Here is a 15,596-nt window from a genome sequence, read left to right on the forward strand (position 1 = left end):
GGGACAGCGCACCATCGGCTGGCGTGAGGCGCTCACCGAACTCGACATCGCTTATCCAGGACGGATCAGGTAAAGGCGGCTCTCTGGCTACCGGAAGCGATCTTTACACACTTGAAGTGACAACCTCCGCCGCCTCCTGCCCTCCCGCGCGGGCAGAACTCGCCCGGGAGGCGGTCTTCGGGTGTGCTGAAGCGTCTGCCGCGTATGGGTACGGCGGTGCCTCCTACTCGCCGCTGCGGGTGCTCGGTACGGTCCTGGTGGTGCGGGCTGGCTGGTTCGGGAGGCGGTCTTCGGCTGTGCCGAAGCGTTTGCCGTGTATCGGTACGGCGGTGCCTCCTACTCGCCGCTGCGGGTGCTCGGTACGGTCCTGGTGTCGCGGGCTGGACTCGCCCGGAAGGCGGTCTTCGGGTGTGCTGAAGCGTTTGCCGGGATCGTGTGCCGCGTGCGGGTATGGCGGAGCCCCCTGCCCGCCGCCGCTCGTGCTGGGTACGGTCCTGGTGGTGCGGGCTGGCTGGTTCGGGAGGCGGTCTTCGGTGTGCCGAAGCGCCTGCTGAGGTCGTGTGCCGTGTATCGGTACGGCGGAGCCTCCTATTCGGCGCTGTCCGTGCCCGGTACCGTCCTGGCGTTCGGTGTTTCGCGGGCGATGTGCCTGCGCGCCGTACCGAGCACCGGCCGAACCGGCCATCGCGCCCGTCCGCCACCCCAACGCCTTCGGCGGGCGGGGAGTGGTGGATCGCCGGCTGGCCCCCTCATTGTGGGTTTGATGTGAATTATCCGGTGAATCGTGAGGCGGGGCGATAACGTAGTGGCGTAGTTCGTGTGAGGTCGGCGTCTGGTTGAACACCACGGCTGGTAGGAGACAGACGGGCATGGCGCTTGCGACTCTGCCGTTGGATGATTTCACCATCAAGTTATGCATTACGCTGGCCGGTTCCGGGTGGGACCGGCAGGGGCTTGATGAAGTGTGGCGGCTCGACCGGTTGGACGGGTGGACCGGTGCCGGGTGACCAAGTTCGAGTGTGCGTGTGGTGGGCTGATCAGGGTTTCCGGGGAGATTCCCAATCCGCTTGAATGGAAAATCATCTCGGACGGCGATTTCGATCGCTTCCAGGGGGCCGTTGACGCTGAGGGCGTCTACCTGGCATGTACCTCGATGTTCCGGTGTCCCGGCTGTGGTCGGCTGTGGGTCTACTGGGACGGGTTTGAGGGCTCGCCGGTGTGTTATGTGCCGGAAGGCTGATTCTTCTTGGATCGGGGTGCGTATGGGGTGGCGAGGCTTGATGACTGGCATAGTGCGTATTCGCGGGCGTACCAGGACCCGGTGCGGGTGGGGGAGATGGGGTGTCCGGAGTGTGGGGGGCGGGGGCTGAATTTGGTCTTCGTGGTGGAGGACGTGAATGACGTAAGGGGAACTCCGGCCTTCTGGTGTGATGGTTGCGATCTTGGGCCGGCGTTGTGCACGTTCGTCGTGCCGGAGGGTGGGGAAACCGTGGTGGCCGGGCCGAGCAGGGGTGGGGGTTCGGTGGGCGAGTGGGAGCGAATTCCGGATTATCGCGTTGTGATGGAGTGACACTCGGGCGGGCCGGGCGGGTGGGGAAGGCGGTGGGATGCTCGGTGATGAGTTCCACCGATCGACGGAGTCCTGTTGGTGATGGCCGAAGAGCCGAAGAGAGGATGACGCTCATGACGACCACTGCTCACACCCTGGAGGCCGACGGCGTGCGGCTGTACTACGAGGTGCGTGGTGAGGGGCCGGTGTTGATGGTGATGGGGTCGCCGATGGCGGCGGCGGACTTCGGGCCGCTGGCGGAGGCGATGGCCGGGGAGTACACCGTTGTGACGCACGACCCGCGTGGGATCTCGGGCAGTGTGCTGGCGGACCCGGAGCAGGATTCCACGCCTGAGCTGCGGGCCGGGGATGTCGTCGCGTTGCTGGACGCGATCGGGGCCGAGACGGCGGACGTGTTCGGGAGCAGTGGCGGGGCCGTGACCGGGCTCGCGCTGGCCACGCTGTACCCGGATCGGGTGCGGACGCTGGTGGCGCACGAGCCGCCGGTGCTGGAGCTGTTGCCCGATGCCGATGAGCAGCGGGTGATGGTGGACGGCATCGTCGAGACGTACCGGCAGGAGGGCGCCATGGCGGCCTGGCAGGCGTTCATCGAGGCGTTCGGGAGCGGCGGCGATGACGAGGAAGCACCGGAGGAGTTTCCGGAGAAGCTGCTGGAGAACAGCAGGCGGTTCTTCCTCCATGAGCTGCGGACGACGAGTGGGTATGTGCCGGATGTCGCGGCGTTGCGGGCGGGGCCGGCGCGGATCGTGGTGGGGATCGGCGCGGAATCACGGCCGCTGATGACCTACGACACCTCGACCGCGCTGAGCGCGCGGCTCGACGTCGAGCCGGTGGAGTTCCCCGGGGAGCACGTCGGGTTCGTCGACAAGACGAAGGAGTTCGCCGAGGTACTGCGGCGGGTGCTTCGCGAGCGGGTGGCCTGATGGCGTACCGACCGGTCGGTCTTTAGCAGGCCGGAACACGACGTGCGCTCCGCGATTTAGATACCGATCGGTCTGAAGAGTAGGGTTGGGCGCGGCGGGCCGATGTGGAGAGGCGACGTGGCGGATCTCAGTCCCAGGAGCCGGAGCGATCAGGGTCGGCGCACGATCGTGCGCGACCCTGAGGGGGCGCGCCGCGCCCTGCTCGCCAGCGCCATCCAGCTCTTCGAGAAGAACGGCTACGCGGCGACGTCCGTGCAGAGCATCACCGCCGCCGCCAACCTCACCAAAGGCGCCTTCTACCACCACTTCAAGAGCAAGGAAGACCTGCTCTTCCACGTACACGACCGGTTCATCGACTACCAGCTCTACCGCGCCCGCAAGGTGGTCGCCGACGCCAAGCTGCGCGCCGACGCCAAACTGCGCCGGCTGATCGTGGAGGCGCTGCTGGAGCCGATGGTCATCTACAAGTCGGAGATGACCGTGTTCCTTCAGGAGCGCCGGTTTCTTTCCGGGGAGGTCTTCGGCGGGATCAAGCGAAAGCGCGAGGAGTTCGAGCGCCATTTCGTGGAGGTGATCGAGGCCGGCATGCGCGAACGCGTCTTCCGGCAGGTCGGGCCGCCGCGCATCGTGGCGTTCGGGATCATCGGGATGGGCGCCTGGACGCATGCCTGGCTCGACGGGGAGGGCGCGATCTCGCCGGCAGAGATCGGTGGCACGTACGCGGAAATGGTCGTCAACGGTCTGTGCTGACGCCGGTCGGCGAACTCACGTCCCTCGCAGGTTAGCGCACATCCGGTGTGCTTGACGCTCCTAGGGTGTTCGTGCAGATTGATGACGTCTTCCGGTTGGGAGCGACATGGATTTCGCGATATTAGGACCGGTCGAAGTCTGGCAGGACGGAGCCCGGATACCACTGGGAAGCACCAAACAACGGGCCATGCTGGTCGCGCTGATCGCGGACGCCAACCGGCCGGTCGCCGACCATGTGCTGATCGAGGCGTTGTGGGGCAGCGCGCCGCCCCGCACCGCCGGTGACAACCTGCGGCTTTACGCCAGCAGGCTGCGCCGGGTGCTCGGCGCCGACCGGATCGTGCGGCGGCACGGCGGCTACCTGCTCGCCGTACGGCAGGGCGAGCTGGACCTGCACCGGTTCGCGTCGCTCGCCGACGGCGGGGCGGCGGCGCTGCGGCGCGGCGACCACGACAAGGCGGCGGGCCTGTTGCGGGAGGCGCTCGCGCTGTGGCGCGGCCCCGCGTACGCCGAGCTGGAAGCCGGAGACGACGCCCCGCGCCTGGAGGAGTGGCGGCTGACCACCTTGGAGAACCGCATCGAAGCCGACCTCGCGCTCGGCCGCGGCCCTGACCTGGTGGCCGAGCTGGTCGGCGAGGTGGCCGCGCACCCGCTGCGCGAACGGCTGCGCGGCCAGCTCATGCTCGCGCTGGCCAGGAACGGCCGGCGGGCCGAGGCGCTGACCCTGTACGCCGAGACCCGGCGGCTGCTGGCCGACGAGCTGGGCGTCGAACCCGGCCCCGAGCTGCGCGAACTCCACCTGACCATCCTCCGCGGCGAGGTCGCCCACGGCGGCGCCCCCTCGCCCGCGCAGCTCCCGCTGAACATCGCCGACTTCACCGGCCGGGAGGGCGAGGTGACGGCGCTGATCGAGCGCCTGAAGGACGACACCGCGGTGCCCGTCGTGGTGATCTCCGGGATGGGCGGGGTGGGCAAGTCCGCACTGGCCGTACACGTCGCGCACCAGATGATCGACTGCTTCCCGGACGGCCAGCTCTACGCCAACCTGGGCAACGCCGACCCCGCGTCCGTGCTGAGCGCCTTCCTGGGGGCGCTCGGGATCTCCGGGCTGAGCGTGCCGGAGGACGTCCAGGCCAGGGCGGCGCTGTTCCGCAGCCACCTGGCCCGGCGCAGGGCGCTGATCCTGCTGGACAACGTCAGCACCGAGCAGCAGGTCCGCTTGCTGCTGCCGGGCAGCCCGACGTGCGCGATGCTGGCCACGAGCCGGACCCGGCTGTCCGGCCTTGCGGGCGCCCACCTGGTGGACCTCGACGTGCTGCCCAGGGTCAAGGCGGTCGAGCTGTTCGCCCGGGTGGTCGGGGAGGAGCGGGTGGCGGCGGAGCCCGCCGCCGTGACGGAGATCGTCGATCTGTGCGGGCAGATGCCGCTGGCGGTCCGCATCGCGGGGGCCAGGCTGGTGGCGCGGCCCCGACGTACCGTGGCCTGGCTGGCCCGGCGGCTGAGCGACGAGCACAGCCGGCTCGACCAGCTCGTGGCGGGCGACCAGGCGGTGCGCGCGAGCCTGGCGCTGAGCTACCTCGGGCTGACCGAACCGGCGCGGCGCGCCTTCCGGCTGCTCGGTATGCTCGACTGCCCCGACTTCGCCGCCTGGGTGGCCGCCGCGCTGCTGGACTGCTCGATCCACGAGGGCGAGGCGCTGGTGGACGAGCTGGTCGACGCGCAACTGCTGACCGCGTTCGGCACCGACAGTTCGGGCAATCTGCGTTACCGGTTTCATGATCTGGTCCGCCTGTACGCCAGAGAGCACACCTCCCCCGAGGACGACGACGCCCTCGCCCGCGCCCTCGGCGGCTGGCTCGCGCTGGCCGAGCGGGCGATGGTCCACGTGCCGGGAGCCTGCTACGCGATCATCCACGGCCCGGCCGCCCGGTGGGAGCCGCCGGCCGCCGTCGTGCGCGAGTACCTGGCCGATCCGATGGCGTGGTTCGCCGACGAACGCCGGGCGCTGATCGCCGCGGTACGCCAGGCGTGCGCCCGCTCCCTGGACGACCTCGCCTGGGACCTCGCCGCCTCGATGGAACGCTACTTCGACGTCAGGGGCTACTTCGAGGACTGCCGCCGGGTCAACGAACCCGTGCTGGAGCTGTGCCGCAAGACCGGCAACCGGCTCGGCGAGGCGGTGATGCTGCGCGGCCTGCTGGACGTCACGACCTGGATCGGCACCGGCTACGACGGGGAGGCGATGGCCGCCCTCGACCGCAACGCCGCGCTGCTCGTGGAGATGTTCCGCGACATCGGCGAGCGCCGCGGGCTTTCCGACGCGTACGCGATGCGCGCGTGGGGCCTGGCCGCGGCAGGGGAGAGCGAGCGCGCCCTGGAGCACGGCCGCGAGGCGCTGCGCCTGGCCGCGGAGACCGGGCACACCGGCGGCGAGGCGCGGGCGCACCTGGCGATGGCCGTCGCACACGGCGAGACGCGTACCGAGCAGGCCACCCCGCACCTGCGGCAGGCGCTCGCGCTGGCCAAGGAGATCGGCAACCGCCGCTTCGAGGCGACCGCGTTGCAGTTCCTCGGCATCTCGCACACCGTGGCGGGGGAGTTCGAGGAGGCGCACGAGTGCCTGATGGGCTCGCTGGAGATCTGCAACGCCTCCCCGGACCCGTCGTCGGAGACGCTGACCCTCGTCGTACTGGCCGGTCTGTACGCGCGCACCGGAGACGAGCGGGCACGCCGGACCGCCGAGACCGCCGAGTCGATGAGCAGGCAGTACAACCTGTCGCACCACCTGGCCGACTCCCTCGCCGTGCTGGGCGGGCTGGACCTGGCCGAAGGGCGGGCGGCGTCGGCGGTGCGCCGGCTGGAGGAGTCCGTCGGGTTGTGGCGGGTGCGGGGGTGGAGTTCGTACCTGGGGCGGACGCTGCTCGTGCTGGCCGACGCGTACGCCGCCGTGGGCGACATCGACGCGGCGGAGGGGTGTCGCGCCGAGGCCGCCCAGGTGATGAAGTGATCACGCATGCCCGACATGTTCCCGGATGGGGGCGCGCCCCCGTTGCCGCCCCCATCCCCTTCCGCTGCGGCCAGAACGGCCGGGGGCATCGCCTTGGATGACGCCACGGCCACAGGGACGGAAGGCCGTGACCGTAGCGGGCGCTCTCGCGAGCGATTGCCCCAGAGAAGATTGAATCCCGCCGCTGTATAGCTTTCGTATACGAGCGCGGACAGAGTCATGTCCATCATGTCTGATGGGTGCTCCTCATGCGCGACCCGATCCGCGACATCGTCTACACCGCGCAGTCCGAGGACCTGGCCGACATCATGATCGACGGGGCCTGGGAACTCTGCCCGCCCACCTACGCCGACTTCGTCTAAGCTCCCCCGGCGTCCCGCGGGCGAACATCCACCTCTTTTGTAACGACCGCCGGCCAGCGGCAAAGGAGGGGGTGTGTTGGGACGCTCGGCAAAGGAGCTTTGGTGAAGTTGAGACAGACGGGATTGGCGGACATCGCCTGTGATCCCGCCGCCTTCGAGGCATTCTACGAGCGCCACTTCGACGACGTGACGAAGTTCCTGGCCAGGCGGGTGATCGACCCGCATTCCGTCGCGGATCTCACCGCGGAGGTGTTCCTCGCCGCGCTCGACTCGGCGCACACCTACCGGCCCGGCCGGGGCAGCGAGATCGCCTGGCTGTACGGCGTGGCCCGCAACACCCTGCTCGCCGAACGCCGCAGGTCCGTCAGGGAGCAGCGGGCCAACCGCAAGATAGCGGGCCGCCGGCTGCTCGACGGGGACGACATCGCCCGTCTCGAAGAACGCATCGACGCCGAGGCTTCGGCCCGCCTGGCCATCGACCGGATGGCCGAACTGCCGGACAAGGACCGGGCCCTGCTCGAACTGGTGGCCATCGACGGCCTCAGCACCGCCGAGGCCGCGGCGGCGCTCGGCATCCGGCAGGGCACGGCCCGGGTACGGCTGCACCGGGCCAGACGCTCGATTCAACAGGTTCCCGGCATCATGCCCGCGATCGGAGGAACGAAATGAACAGCGGTTTCAAGGACAAGTTGCTCATGGAGCTGAAGGCGGAGGTCGCCGAACGAGCGGCGCGGCGGCGGTCCCCGGTGCTGCGCTGGAGTCCGGGCCGCCGATTCCTGGCGGGGGCCGGGGTCGTCGGGGTGGCCGCGGCGGCGGCGCTGACGGTACCCCTGGTGACCGGCCAGGAGTCGCCCGCGTACGCGCTCACCAAGGGCGCGGACGGCTCGATCAACCTCAAGATCCGCGAGCTGCGCGACGCCGACCAGGTCGAGAAGGACCTCGCCCGCTTCGGGATCAGCGCCGACATCACCTATCTGCCGCTGGGCAAGCGCTGTGCCTCCGGCCGGGCCAAGCCGCTCGCGGGCGACGATGTCAAGATCACCCCAGAGCAGTTGGGGAGCAAGGACCCCGCCGTCAAGAAGAAGGCCCGTGATCTGCTGGACAACACGCCTTCGGCCAAGGCCATCACTCCGCACGAGGGCATCACGATCTATCCGAAGCACATCAAGCCGGGCCAGCAGGTGCTGATCGAGGCCGCGGAGAACGCGGAGCAGGTCAGCGCTGCGAAGCCGGGCGTCGTCTGGTCGTTCTCCGGCCGCCTGGTGGAGGGCCCGATCGCGCCGTGCAAGGTCGAGGACGACCCCTACGCCTACGAGATCGGTGACGCCACCCCGCCCGCCGGTAGCTGAGTCACCAGCCCAGTTCGTCGCAGCCGGTGTGGTCGCGCGGCTCGACCTGGAGGGTGGCGTGCGCCACGCCGTGGTGCTCGCGTAGCAGGTGCCGGGCCCGGTCCAGTATGGCGTGGCTGTCGCCCGGTTCGCCGGTGACCAGGTGGACGGTCGCCACGTTCATGCCCGAGGTCAGCGTCCACAGGTGCAGGTCATGGACGTCGCACACGCCATCGATGCCGGCCAGGTCACGGGCCACCGCGGCGGCGTCCATGCCCTCGGGCACGTGCTGGCCGAGTACGGCGAACACCTGCCGGCCCAGCGAGACCGCGCGGAAGGCGACGAACGCGCCGATGGCCAGGGCGACGATGGTGTCCCAGTACGCCTGACCGGTCGTGGTGATCAGCCAGCCCGCCACGATCACGCCGACCGAGCCCGCCGTGTCGGCCATGACCTCCAGGTACGCGCCCTTCACGTTGAGGCTTTCGCTGGCTCCGGACCGGAGCAGCAGCAGGGCGGCGACGTTGACCGCCAGGCCGATCGCACCCACGATGAGCATCGGCCCGGCGGACACCTCGGCGGGGCCGCCGATCCGGCTGATCGCCTCGATGACCACGTAGAGCGCGACGCCGAGCATCATCACCACGGCCAGCAGCGAGGCGAACACCTCGGCCCGGTAGGAGCCGTAGCTGCGGCGTCCGGTGGTGTCGGGGCGGGTCGCGATCCGCGTCGCGACCAGGGCCGCGCCGAGGGTGACCACGTCGGCGGCCATGTGACCGGCGTCCGACAGCAGCGCCAGGGAGCCGGAGAGGAGGCCGTACACCAGCTCGACCACGAAGAACGAGCCGATCAGGCCGAAGGAGACCGCCAGCCGCCAGCGGTGCTTGGCGCCTGCGTGGCCGCTCACATGGCCGTGCCCGTGCCCATGTCCGTGTCCGGTGCCCATCAGCTCTGCTCGCCGCGCTCGGGATGGATGAGTTCGCTGTGCTCGGTGTGGGCGAGCGCCAGGTCGAGCAGCATCCGCACGTGGGGGTCCTCAAGGCGGTAATAGGCCATCCGGCCGGAGCGGCGGACGGCGACGATGCGGTGCGCCCGCAACAGGCGCAGCGCATGTGACACCGCCGACTCGCTCTGGCCGGTCACCGCCGCGAGGTCGCACACGCACAGCTCCCCGTCCAGCAGCGAGACCAGCAGGCGCAGCCGGCCCGGGTCGGACAGCAGCCCGAAGACGTCGGCGGTGTCGTCGAGGTCTTGGGTGGCGGGCATCCGTTCGCGCACCGTGGCGACCCGGGGCGCGTCCACGACGCGCACCGAACAGCCGTCGATGTCGATCAGACCCTTGACGTCTGAAGACCTATTCATATGAGCAAGATAACTCTGGGGCGCGGCGGTCTGTCAACAGGGGTGCCCTGACCGGAAACGGCCAGGGCACCCCGCGGTGGCGCTCAGACGCCCTTGGCGGCCTCGAAGCGGCGGATCACGTCGTCCCAGTTGATGAGACCCCACAGCTTTTCCACATAGTCCGGGCGGACGTTGCGGTACTGGAGGTAGTACGCGTGCTCCCAGGCGTCGAACACCAGCAGCGGCGTCGTGTTCATCCCCACGTTGCCGTGGTGGTCGTAGACCTGCTCCACCACCAGGCGGCGGCCCAGCGGCTCCCACGCCAGCACGCCCCAGCCGGAGCCCTGGACGGTGCTGGTCGCGGTGGTGAGCTGCTTCTTGAAGTTGTCGAAGGAGCCGAAGTGCTCGGTGATGGCGTCACCGAGGGCCCCGTCGGGACGGTCGCCGCCGTCCGGGGAGAGGTTCTCCCAGAAGATGGTGTGCAGCACGTGGCCGGAGAGGTTGAAGGCGAAGGTCTTCTCCAGGCCGACGAGCCCCCCGAACTCGCCCTTGTCGCGGGCGTCGGCGAGCTTTTCCAGCGTGTCGTTCGCGCCCTTCACGTACGCGGCGTGGTGCTTGGCGTGGTGCAGCTCCAGGATCTCCCCGGTGATCGCCGGCTCCAGGGCCGCGTAGTCGTAGGGCATGTCCGGAAGTGAGTACTGGCCCATACGTAGGCTCCCCTTGTTGCGAATAATATGCAACAACGATACTCACGCAGTAGGCCGCGAAGGGCCGGGGCCCGTGAATCACGGGCTTTCCGGCCGGCTTATGGCAGCAGCCGGCGCACGGCCGCGGCTGAGGGGGAGCCGGGCTCGGCGGTGAACATCACCAGCCGCTGCCCCGGGTCCTCCGGAAGCTCGAACACCTCCTCGGCGAGCGTCATCCGGCCCGCGCGCGGATGCTCGAACCGGGCCGTCACCGAGGCGCAGGTGCGTACCGGGTGCTCGGCCCACAGCCCGGCGAACTCCTCGCTCTTCATCGTCAGTTCGCCGATCAGGCGGGTCAGGTCGGGGTCGTTGGGATAGCGCCCGGCAACGACCCGCAGGAACGCCGCGTGGTCGCGGGCCTTGGCGGGCCAGGCGGCGTACAGGGCGCGGTGCGCGGGGTCCAGGAAGACCATCCGGCTCAGGTTGGGCCGCCGGTCCTCCCGGTACGGCCGATCGAAGTCCAGGTGCCAGGCGAGCAGGGCGTGGGCCAGGCGGTTCCAGGCGAGTACGTCGGCGCGACGGCCGACGATCATGGCGGGGACGGCCTCGATCGCGTCGATCAGCGCGCGCTTGCCCGGCGGCAGGTGCTCGGGGCCGGGCGGCAGCGCGTGCCGTACCGGGTGGGAGATGCGGAACAGGTGCGCCCGCTCGTCGGCGTTGAGGCGCAGCGCGCGGGCGATGGCGGCGAGTACGGCGTCGGAGACGTTGCCGCCGTGGCCCTGTTCCAAGCGCGTGTAGTAAGCGACGCTCAGCCCGGCGATCTGGGCCAGCTCCTCGCGGCGCAGGCCGGGGACACGGCGCCGCCCGCCGTACGGCCTGACGCCCGCCTCCTGCGGCAGTATCGCGTCACGCCGGGAACGTAGGAAGGCCGCCAGCTCGGCACTTAGTTCCATATGTAGCAGTATGGGCGATTCGCTGCCGCTCAGCCTGACCCTGCCGGTGGTAGGAAAAGCCGGTGGCTGGGTAAGCCCGCGTGGGCCGTCCAGGGTGGGCCGCATGACCGTCGACACCCGCACCAGGATGACCGGTCGCGAACGGATGATCCTGGTGATTCTTCTCGGCGCGCAGTTCATGCTGGCCGCCGACTTCTCCATCTTCACCGTCGCGCTGCCCGCCATCGGCGGCGCGGTCGGCCTGGACCTCGGCGCGCTGCAATGGGTCGCCACCGCCTACGCGCTGCCCGCGGCCGGGCTGACGCTGCTGTTCGGCCGGGTCGCCGACCTGTACGGCAGGCGGCGGCTGCTGCTCACCGGCATGGTGATCCTCGCGGTCTCCTCGGCCGCGGGCGGGCTGTCGGGCGATCCCGTCTCGCTGCTCGCCGCCCGGGTCGCGCAGGGCCTGGCCACCGCGATCACCATGCCCGCCGCGCTGTCCCTGATCACCACCTCCTTCGCCGAAGGGCCGTTGCGGGAACGCGCGCTCGGCCTCAGCGGGGCGCTGATGGCGACCGGGTTCACCGCGGGCTCGCTGCTCGGCGGCGTGCTCACCGGCGCGCTGAGCTGGCGCTGGGCGTTCCTGATCAACGTACCGGTGGCGCTGGCCGTACTCGCCGCCGCTCCGGGACTGCTGCCGCGCGGGCGCGGCGAGGCCGGGGGCGCGCTCGACGCGCCCGGCGCTTTGACCGTGACCGGCGGGATGGTCGCCCTCGTGTACGGCGTGACCACCGAGCCCGCCGCGCTGCTGCTGGCGGCCGTCCTGCTCGCGGCGTTCCTGTGGATCGAACGGCGCAGCCCCCGGCCGCTGGTGCCCGCCGGGATACTCCGGCGGCCCACGGTGAAGTGGGGCAATCTGGGCGGCCTGGCCACCGTGGGGATGGCCACGGCGACGACGTTCCTGATGACGATCTACCTTCAGGACGTGCTCGGGTACTCCGCCACGGTGACCGGCCTGGCGCTCGGGATTCCCGGGCTCGCCGCCTTCGCCGGGTCCGTCGCGGCCCCGGCCCTGATCGGCCGGTACGGCCCGCACGCCGTACTATCCGCGGGGCTCGCCATACAGGGGATCATGACCGCGTTGCTCCTGCTCACCGGCACCGACCGGGGCGCGATCACGCTCGTGGTCGTGGTGGTCGGGGCGTGCTTCGCAGGCAACATGGCCGCGGTCGTCGCCTTCACGGTCACCGCGACCTCCCGCATCCCCGACCACGAACAGGGGCTGGCCACCGGCATCGCCACGATGACGCAGCAGGTCGCGATGACCCTGGGCATCCCGGTGATCAGCGCCGTCGTGGCCGCCGCGACCGGCCCGTCCGCGGCGGGCGTACTGCCCGGAATCCACGCCGGCCTGCTGGCCAACGCGGCCGTACCGCTGGCGGCGGCGGCACTGATCGCGATCTTCCTGCCATTTCGTAACCCTAAGTAGATAATCGGATACGGATTGTGAAAGAATGACGGCGACCGAAACATCCCGCTCCCTGGGTTCTTCCTTCGGCCGCTGCGAAAGGGCCTCTGATGACGCGATTCACCGGTCGGCCGACCGGCCTGGGCACGGCCGGGGCCCACCTGTACGCCTGCGGCCCGGCCGCGGCCCACTCACCGGTCTCCGACCCGGGCGTGGATCACTCACCGGTCTCCGACCCGGGCGTGGATCACTCACCGGTCTCCGACCCGGGCGTGGATCACTCACCGGTCTCCGACCCGGGCGTGGATCACTCACCGGTCTCCGACCCGGGCGTGGACCACTCGCCTGCCTGTGGCCCGACTGGGGGTCACTCGTGGGACTGCGGCGCGGGTGTGGATCACTCGCCCGCCCTTGGCATGGCTGCGGTCCACTCGCCTATCTTTGCCGCGGCTGCGGGGCACCCGTCGGCCTGCGGCGCGGGCGCGGGCGCGCCGGTCGGTGTCCTGGCCGACCTCACCGATGCGCCCGCGCGGCCCCCCACCCTGTTCCAGCCCTTCGCCCACCGCCGGCACCCGGCGGCCGAGCGTGCGGCGGACGAGTCGATCGCCTGGCTGCGGGCGTTCGACATCGAGTGGCCGCCCGGCCAGTGGGCGGAGATCGAGAGCGAGCGCGCGGGCTACTGGTGGGGCCTGTTCGATCCGGGCGCGGCCGACTACGAGCGCTACCGCCTGGGCGTCGATCTGATCACCGTGCTGTTCCCCTTCGACGACGCCTACTCGGGCAAGTACGCGCAAGCCACCCCGGCGCAGGCGGTGGCCTGGGCCGGTCGATGGCAGCGCCTGCTCGACGACCCCTGCTTCGCCGAGCCCTGCGGGCACCCCGTCAACGCGCCCATGGTCGACGTGCTGCGCCGCGCCGCCGCGATCGGCACGCCCGTCCAGTACCGCCGCTTCGCGGAGGCGGTGAAGGGGTTCATCAGCAGTCTCGGCTGGGAGTTCGCGGGGCAGGACGACGCCGTGCGCGCCGACATGGGCGAGGCCGCCGCGTGCCGCTTCTACACCGCCGGGTGCGGCGGCATCATCGGCATCCTGCCCATCACGCACGATCTGTGGATCAGTGACGAGGTGGCCTGCCGGGGCGTCTTCCGGGCCTACACCGAGGCCGCGGTCCTGGTGCTCTCGCTCTACAACGACCTGTTCTCCTACGCCAAGGAGCAGGCCGAGGCACCCCACGACGTCAATGTCCTGGCCGCCGCCGTCCGGGAGCACGACGGGGCGCTCGACACCGCCTTCCGGCGGGTCATCACCCTGCACAACCAGGCCATGGACCGCGTCGTGTGCCTCGGTTCCCGCCTGCGCGCCCTCGGCTCACCCGACCTGACGCACTACACCAGGGCGGTGGAGGAGATGATCGCGGGCAACCTGGAGTTCGGCCGCTCGGCCGCCCGCTACCGCGGCGGCGAGGCCGCTCTGCCCCCGTACACCGTCACCCGCACCCCGCCCCCCGTGCCCCTCGGCCCCACCGACATCGCCACCTTCGCCTGGTGGTGGGACGAACACCGCCTGACCGGCCACCGCACCGCCCTGCCGAGGCACACCCGCCTCCGCCCGCTCACCGCCGTGGCCGGCTGAGGCGGGGATCACGGATATGTGATGGCATCAGGCCCGCACCCGCCAACCGATCGGGCTGTATCGGCTGACTGCGCACCGGAGGGCACGGTACCGCGCCCTGTACGGGAGGGCGCGACCGCGGGCACGCCGCACACAGGTCCCGAAGCTCACACCGCTGGGCTCAAACCGCGCTGACCCAGCGGGCTGCGATCGCCGTGCGGCCGTCGGCGTTGCTGAGGATGGAGGCGTTGTTGCCCGCCGTGCCGATGGACTTCGCGTAAAGGCTTACGACGTCGTTCACGTCGAGTTCCGCAAAGATCGTCTGTCCGGCGGTGGCCTGGCCTACCAGATTCGCGGGGCCGCCGCCACCGGCCAGCGCTTGACTGCCCTCGATGGGGCTCTGCCCCTTGTAAAGGACCGTGCCGGCCCACTGGTGGGAGTTCGCGGCGCCCACGTTGATCACCGAACGGGCGTGGTAGGAGATCTCCCACACGCCGGGGAAGGGGATCGTGATCGTCAGGCCCGCCGGGTGGATCTGCGTATAGGTGGGGGTGAGGGCTTGGTTGAGGTCGAGCGGGCCGGTCTGGACCCATAACTTGGAGGGGCCCTGCTTGGGAGGCACGTAGGCCGGTGACGTCATGCCCCGAACGCTAGCCGGACGTGATCAGCATGGCAGGGATCTTGGTGGCTGGACTCATCTTACCGTTCTGGTACAGCAGTCTCACACTCCGTCGCTGTCCGGCTGCCGCACACCATGCTCAGCCTGTGATCATCCTCCGTGGGGTAGGTCATTCCGCGGCATGGTGCGGTCGGTGGATCGAGGGGCCGGAGGTCGGCGGTGGGCTTTCGTCGGCCCCTCGTCCGTGCGAGGGGCATCCTGCTCCTCGTGGTCAGGGAGTGTTGTTGCGGACGCCGTTCAGCAGGGTTCGGACGAGCGATTCGGTGAATTGCTCGGGGGACTCCAGCGGCTCCTGTGACCAGGGCTGGAGCAGGATGGGCAGTACCCGGTCGTAGCAGGCGCCGACGAGCAGGGTGGCCGCCGCGTCGGCGTCCATGCCGGGGTCGAGACGGCCGAGGCGTTGTTCGGCCGTGAGGTGGGCGGCCATGTGCTGGCGGAGGTTGTCGGCCTTCACCGACGAGCAAGCCCTCACCGGCTGGAGGAGCAATGGTTCCGTAAGCCCGATGGAAGGGGAGAGTTCATGGTTCCTGTACTGCCCCTTGTTCGCAGAGTGGCCGCGCTCGCGCTGGGCGTGACCCTGTGGGCGCCGTTGATGGCGGCCCATCCAGCCGCCGCGCATACGGAATCGGGGACGCGGTTCTTCACGTACATGGAGATCACCGTCACCTACACGATTAGCGGCAGGGTCGTTTCGACAAGCCTGAGCTGTGACCCCGACAACCGCACCCACCCCAACCCGAAGCCGGCCTGTGACGTGCTGCGCAAGGCGGGCGGCGACTTCGGCAGAATCCAGCCCATCCACCGCCCCTGCCCCCATGTCATCGACCCGGTGGTTGTCAACGTCGACGGATTCTGGCGCGGTAGTGGATTCGAGTACGAAAGAGAGTTCATCAACCGGTGCGTTGCGGACGCCACGCTCGGCGATGTCACCAAGTTCTGA

The 15,596-nt window shown here is 70.1% G+C and carries 16 protein-coding genes; 10 read left to right on the plus strand and 6 right to left on the minus strand.

The window, feature by feature from the left end:
- Positions 1-869: 869 nt before the first annotated feature.
- The 7 genes from ACH34R_RS42125 to ACH34R_RS42155 all read left to right on the plus strand — a co-directional run bounded on the left by ACH34R_RS42125 (position 870) and on the right by ACH34R_RS42155 (position 7,961).
- Positions 870-1,007 carry a hypothetical protein gene (locus ACH34R_RS42125; protein ID WP_397567225.1) on the plus strand — a complete coding sequence of 46 codons (138 nt, stop codon included), beginning with the start codon at positions 870-872 and terminating at the stop codon, positions 1,005-1,007.
- Positions 1,004-1,240 carry a hypothetical protein gene (locus tag ACH34R_RS42130; protein ID WP_397567226.1) on the plus strand — a complete coding sequence of 79 codons (237 nt, stop codon included), beginning with the start codon at positions 1,004-1,006 and terminating at the stop codon, positions 1,238-1,240. Before ACH34R_RS42125 ends, ACH34R_RS42130 begins: the two co-directional genes overlap by 4 nt.
- 443 nt (positions 1,241-1,683) lie before the next feature.
- A complete protein-coding gene (locus tag ACH34R_RS42135) occupies positions 1,684-2,493 on the plus strand; it encodes an alpha/beta fold hydrolase (RefSeq protein WP_397567227.1) in 810 nt (269 codons plus the stop codon).
- A gap of 117 nt (positions 2,494-2,610) precedes the next feature.
- Positions 2,611-3,243, plus strand: a complete 633-nt coding sequence (locus ACH34R_RS42140) for a TetR family transcriptional regulator (protein ID WP_397567228.1) — start codon at positions 2,611-2,613, stop codon at positions 3,241-3,243.
- Positions 3,244-3,430: 187 nt separating this feature from the next.
- Complete coding sequence (locus ACH34R_RS42145) at positions 3,431-6,250, plus strand: BTAD domain-containing putative transcriptional regulator (protein WP_397567229.1); 2,820 nt, start codon at positions 3,431-3,433, stop codon at positions 6,248-6,250.
- A 464-nt stretch (positions 6,251-6,714) separates the two neighbouring features.
- A complete protein-coding gene (locus tag ACH34R_RS42150) occupies positions 6,715-7,281 on the plus strand; it encodes an RNA polymerase sigma factor (RefSeq protein WP_397567230.1) in 567 nt (188 codons plus the stop codon).
- Positions 7,278-7,961 carry a hypothetical protein gene (locus ACH34R_RS42155; RefSeq protein ID WP_397567231.1) on the plus strand — a complete coding sequence of 228 codons (684 nt, stop codon included), beginning with the start codon at positions 7,278-7,280 and terminating at the stop codon, positions 7,959-7,961. Before ACH34R_RS42150 ends, ACH34R_RS42155 begins: the two co-directional genes overlap by 4 nt.
- A gap of 1 nt (position 7,962) precedes the next feature.
- On the opposite strand, the gene ACH34R_RS42160 is transcribed toward ACH34R_RS42155, so the two are convergent.
- The 4 genes from ACH34R_RS42160 to ACH34R_RS42175 all read right to left on the minus strand — a co-directional run bounded on the left by ACH34R_RS42160 (position 7,963) and on the right by ACH34R_RS42175 (position 10,920).
- On the minus strand, positions 7,963-8,886 hold the full coding sequence (locus ACH34R_RS42160) for a cation diffusion facilitator family transporter (protein WP_397567232.1): 924 nt from the start codon (positions 8,884-8,886) through the stop codon (positions 7,963-7,965).
- On the minus strand, positions 8,886-9,302 hold the full coding sequence (locus tag ACH34R_RS42165; protein ID WP_111167412.1) for a helix-turn-helix transcriptional regulator: 417 nt from the start codon (positions 9,300-9,302) through the stop codon (positions 8,886-8,888). Before ACH34R_RS42165 ends, ACH34R_RS42160 begins: the two co-directional genes overlap by 1 nt.
- 83 nt (positions 9,303-9,385) lie before the next feature.
- Complete coding sequence (locus ACH34R_RS42170) at positions 9,386-9,988, minus strand: superoxide dismutase (protein WP_397567233.1); 603 nt, start codon at positions 9,986-9,988, stop codon at positions 9,386-9,388.
- A gap of 98 nt (positions 9,989-10,086) precedes the next feature.
- Complete coding sequence (locus ACH34R_RS42175; RefSeq protein WP_397567234.1) at positions 10,087-10,920, minus strand: helix-turn-helix domain-containing protein; 834 nt, start codon at positions 10,918-10,920, stop codon at positions 10,087-10,089.
- Positions 10,921-11,023: 103 nt separating this feature from the next.
- On the opposite strand from ACH34R_RS42175, the gene ACH34R_RS42180 reads away from it, so the two are divergent.
- Both ACH34R_RS42180 and ACH34R_RS42185 read left to right on the plus strand, forming a co-directional pair.
- Positions 11,024-12,388 (plus strand): MFS transporter, encoded by a 1,365-nt coding sequence (locus ACH34R_RS42180; protein WP_397567235.1) that lies wholly within the window; start codon positions 11,024-11,026, stop codon positions 12,386-12,388.
- Between the two features lie 89 nt (positions 12,389-12,477).
- Complete coding sequence (locus tag ACH34R_RS42185) at positions 12,478-13,998, plus strand: hypothetical protein (RefSeq protein ID WP_397567236.1); 1,521 nt, start codon at positions 12,478-12,480, stop codon at positions 13,996-13,998.
- 160 nt (positions 13,999-14,158) lie between these two features.
- On the opposite strand, the gene ACH34R_RS42190 is transcribed toward ACH34R_RS42185, so the two are convergent.
- Positions 14,159-14,617, minus strand: coding sequence for a hypothetical protein (locus tag ACH34R_RS42190; RefSeq protein ID WP_397567237.1), 459 nt, complete (start codon positions 14,615-14,617; stop codon positions 14,159-14,161).
- A gap of 250 nt (positions 14,618-14,867) precedes the next feature.
- Complete coding sequence (locus tag ACH34R_RS42195; protein ID WP_397567238.1) at positions 14,868-15,110, minus strand: hypothetical protein; 243 nt, start codon at positions 15,108-15,110, stop codon at positions 14,868-14,870.
- 66 nt (positions 15,111-15,176) lie between these two features.
- On the opposite strand from ACH34R_RS42195, the gene ACH34R_RS42200 reads away from it, so the two are divergent.
- A complete protein-coding gene (locus ACH34R_RS42200) occupies positions 15,177-15,596 on the plus strand; it encodes an SSI family serine proteinase inhibitor (RefSeq protein ID WP_397567239.1) in 420 nt (139 codons plus the stop codon).

Source organism: Spongiactinospora sp. 9N601 (assembly GCF_044326295.1).
GTDB lineage: Bacteria > Actinomycetota > Actinomycetes > Streptosporangiales > Streptosporangiaceae > Spongiactinospora > Spongiactinospora gelatinilytica.

Excerpts from the sequence above, each read along its gene's own strand:
- ACH34R_RS42135 (WP_397567227.1), top strand. The coding sequence starts at position 1,684 with ATGACGACCACTGCTCACACCCTGGAGGCCGACGGCGTGCGGCTGTAC.
- ACH34R_RS42155 (WP_397567231.1), top strand. The coding sequence starts at position 7,278 with ATGAACAGCGGTTTCAAGGACAAGTTGCTCATGGAGCTGAAGGCGGAG.
- ACH34R_RS42145 (WP_397567229.1), top strand. The coding sequence starts at position 3,431 with ATGCTGGTCGCGCTGATCGCGGACGCCAACCGGCCGGTCGCCGACCAT.
- ACH34R_RS42175 (WP_397567234.1), bottom strand. The coding sequence starts at position 10,920 with ATGGAACTAAGTGCCGAGCTGGCGGCCTTCCTACGTTCCCGGCGTGAC.
- ACH34R_RS42125 (WP_397567225.1), top strand. The coding sequence starts at position 870 with ATGGCGCTTGCGACTCTGCCGTTGGATGATTTCACCATCAAGTTATGC.
- ACH34R_RS42190 (WP_397567237.1), bottom strand. The coding sequence starts at position 14,617 with ATGACGTCACCGGCCTACGTGCCTCCCAAGCAGGGCCCCTCCAAGTTA.
- ACH34R_RS42160 (WP_397567232.1), bottom strand. The coding sequence starts at position 8,886 with ATGGGCACCGGACACGGACATGGGCACGGGCACGGCCATGTGAGCGGC.
- ACH34R_RS42185 (WP_397567236.1), top strand. The coding sequence starts at position 12,478 with ATGACGCGATTCACCGGTCGGCCGACCGGCCTGGGCACGGCCGGGGCC.
- ACH34R_RS42200 (WP_397567239.1), top strand. The coding sequence starts at position 15,177 with ATGGTTCCTGTACTGCCCCTTGTTCGCAGAGTGGCCGCGCTCGCGCTG.
- ACH34R_RS42180 (WP_397567235.1), top strand. The coding sequence starts at position 11,024 with ATGACCGTCGACACCCGCACCAGGATGACCGGTCGCGAACGGATGATC.
- ACH34R_RS42170 (WP_397567233.1), bottom strand. The coding sequence starts at position 9,988 with ATGGGCCAGTACTCACTTCCGGACATGCCCTACGACTACGCGGCCCTG.
- ACH34R_RS42165 (WP_111167412.1), bottom strand. The coding sequence starts at position 9,302 with ATGAATAGGTCTTCAGACGTCAAGGGTCTGATCGACATCGACGGCTGT.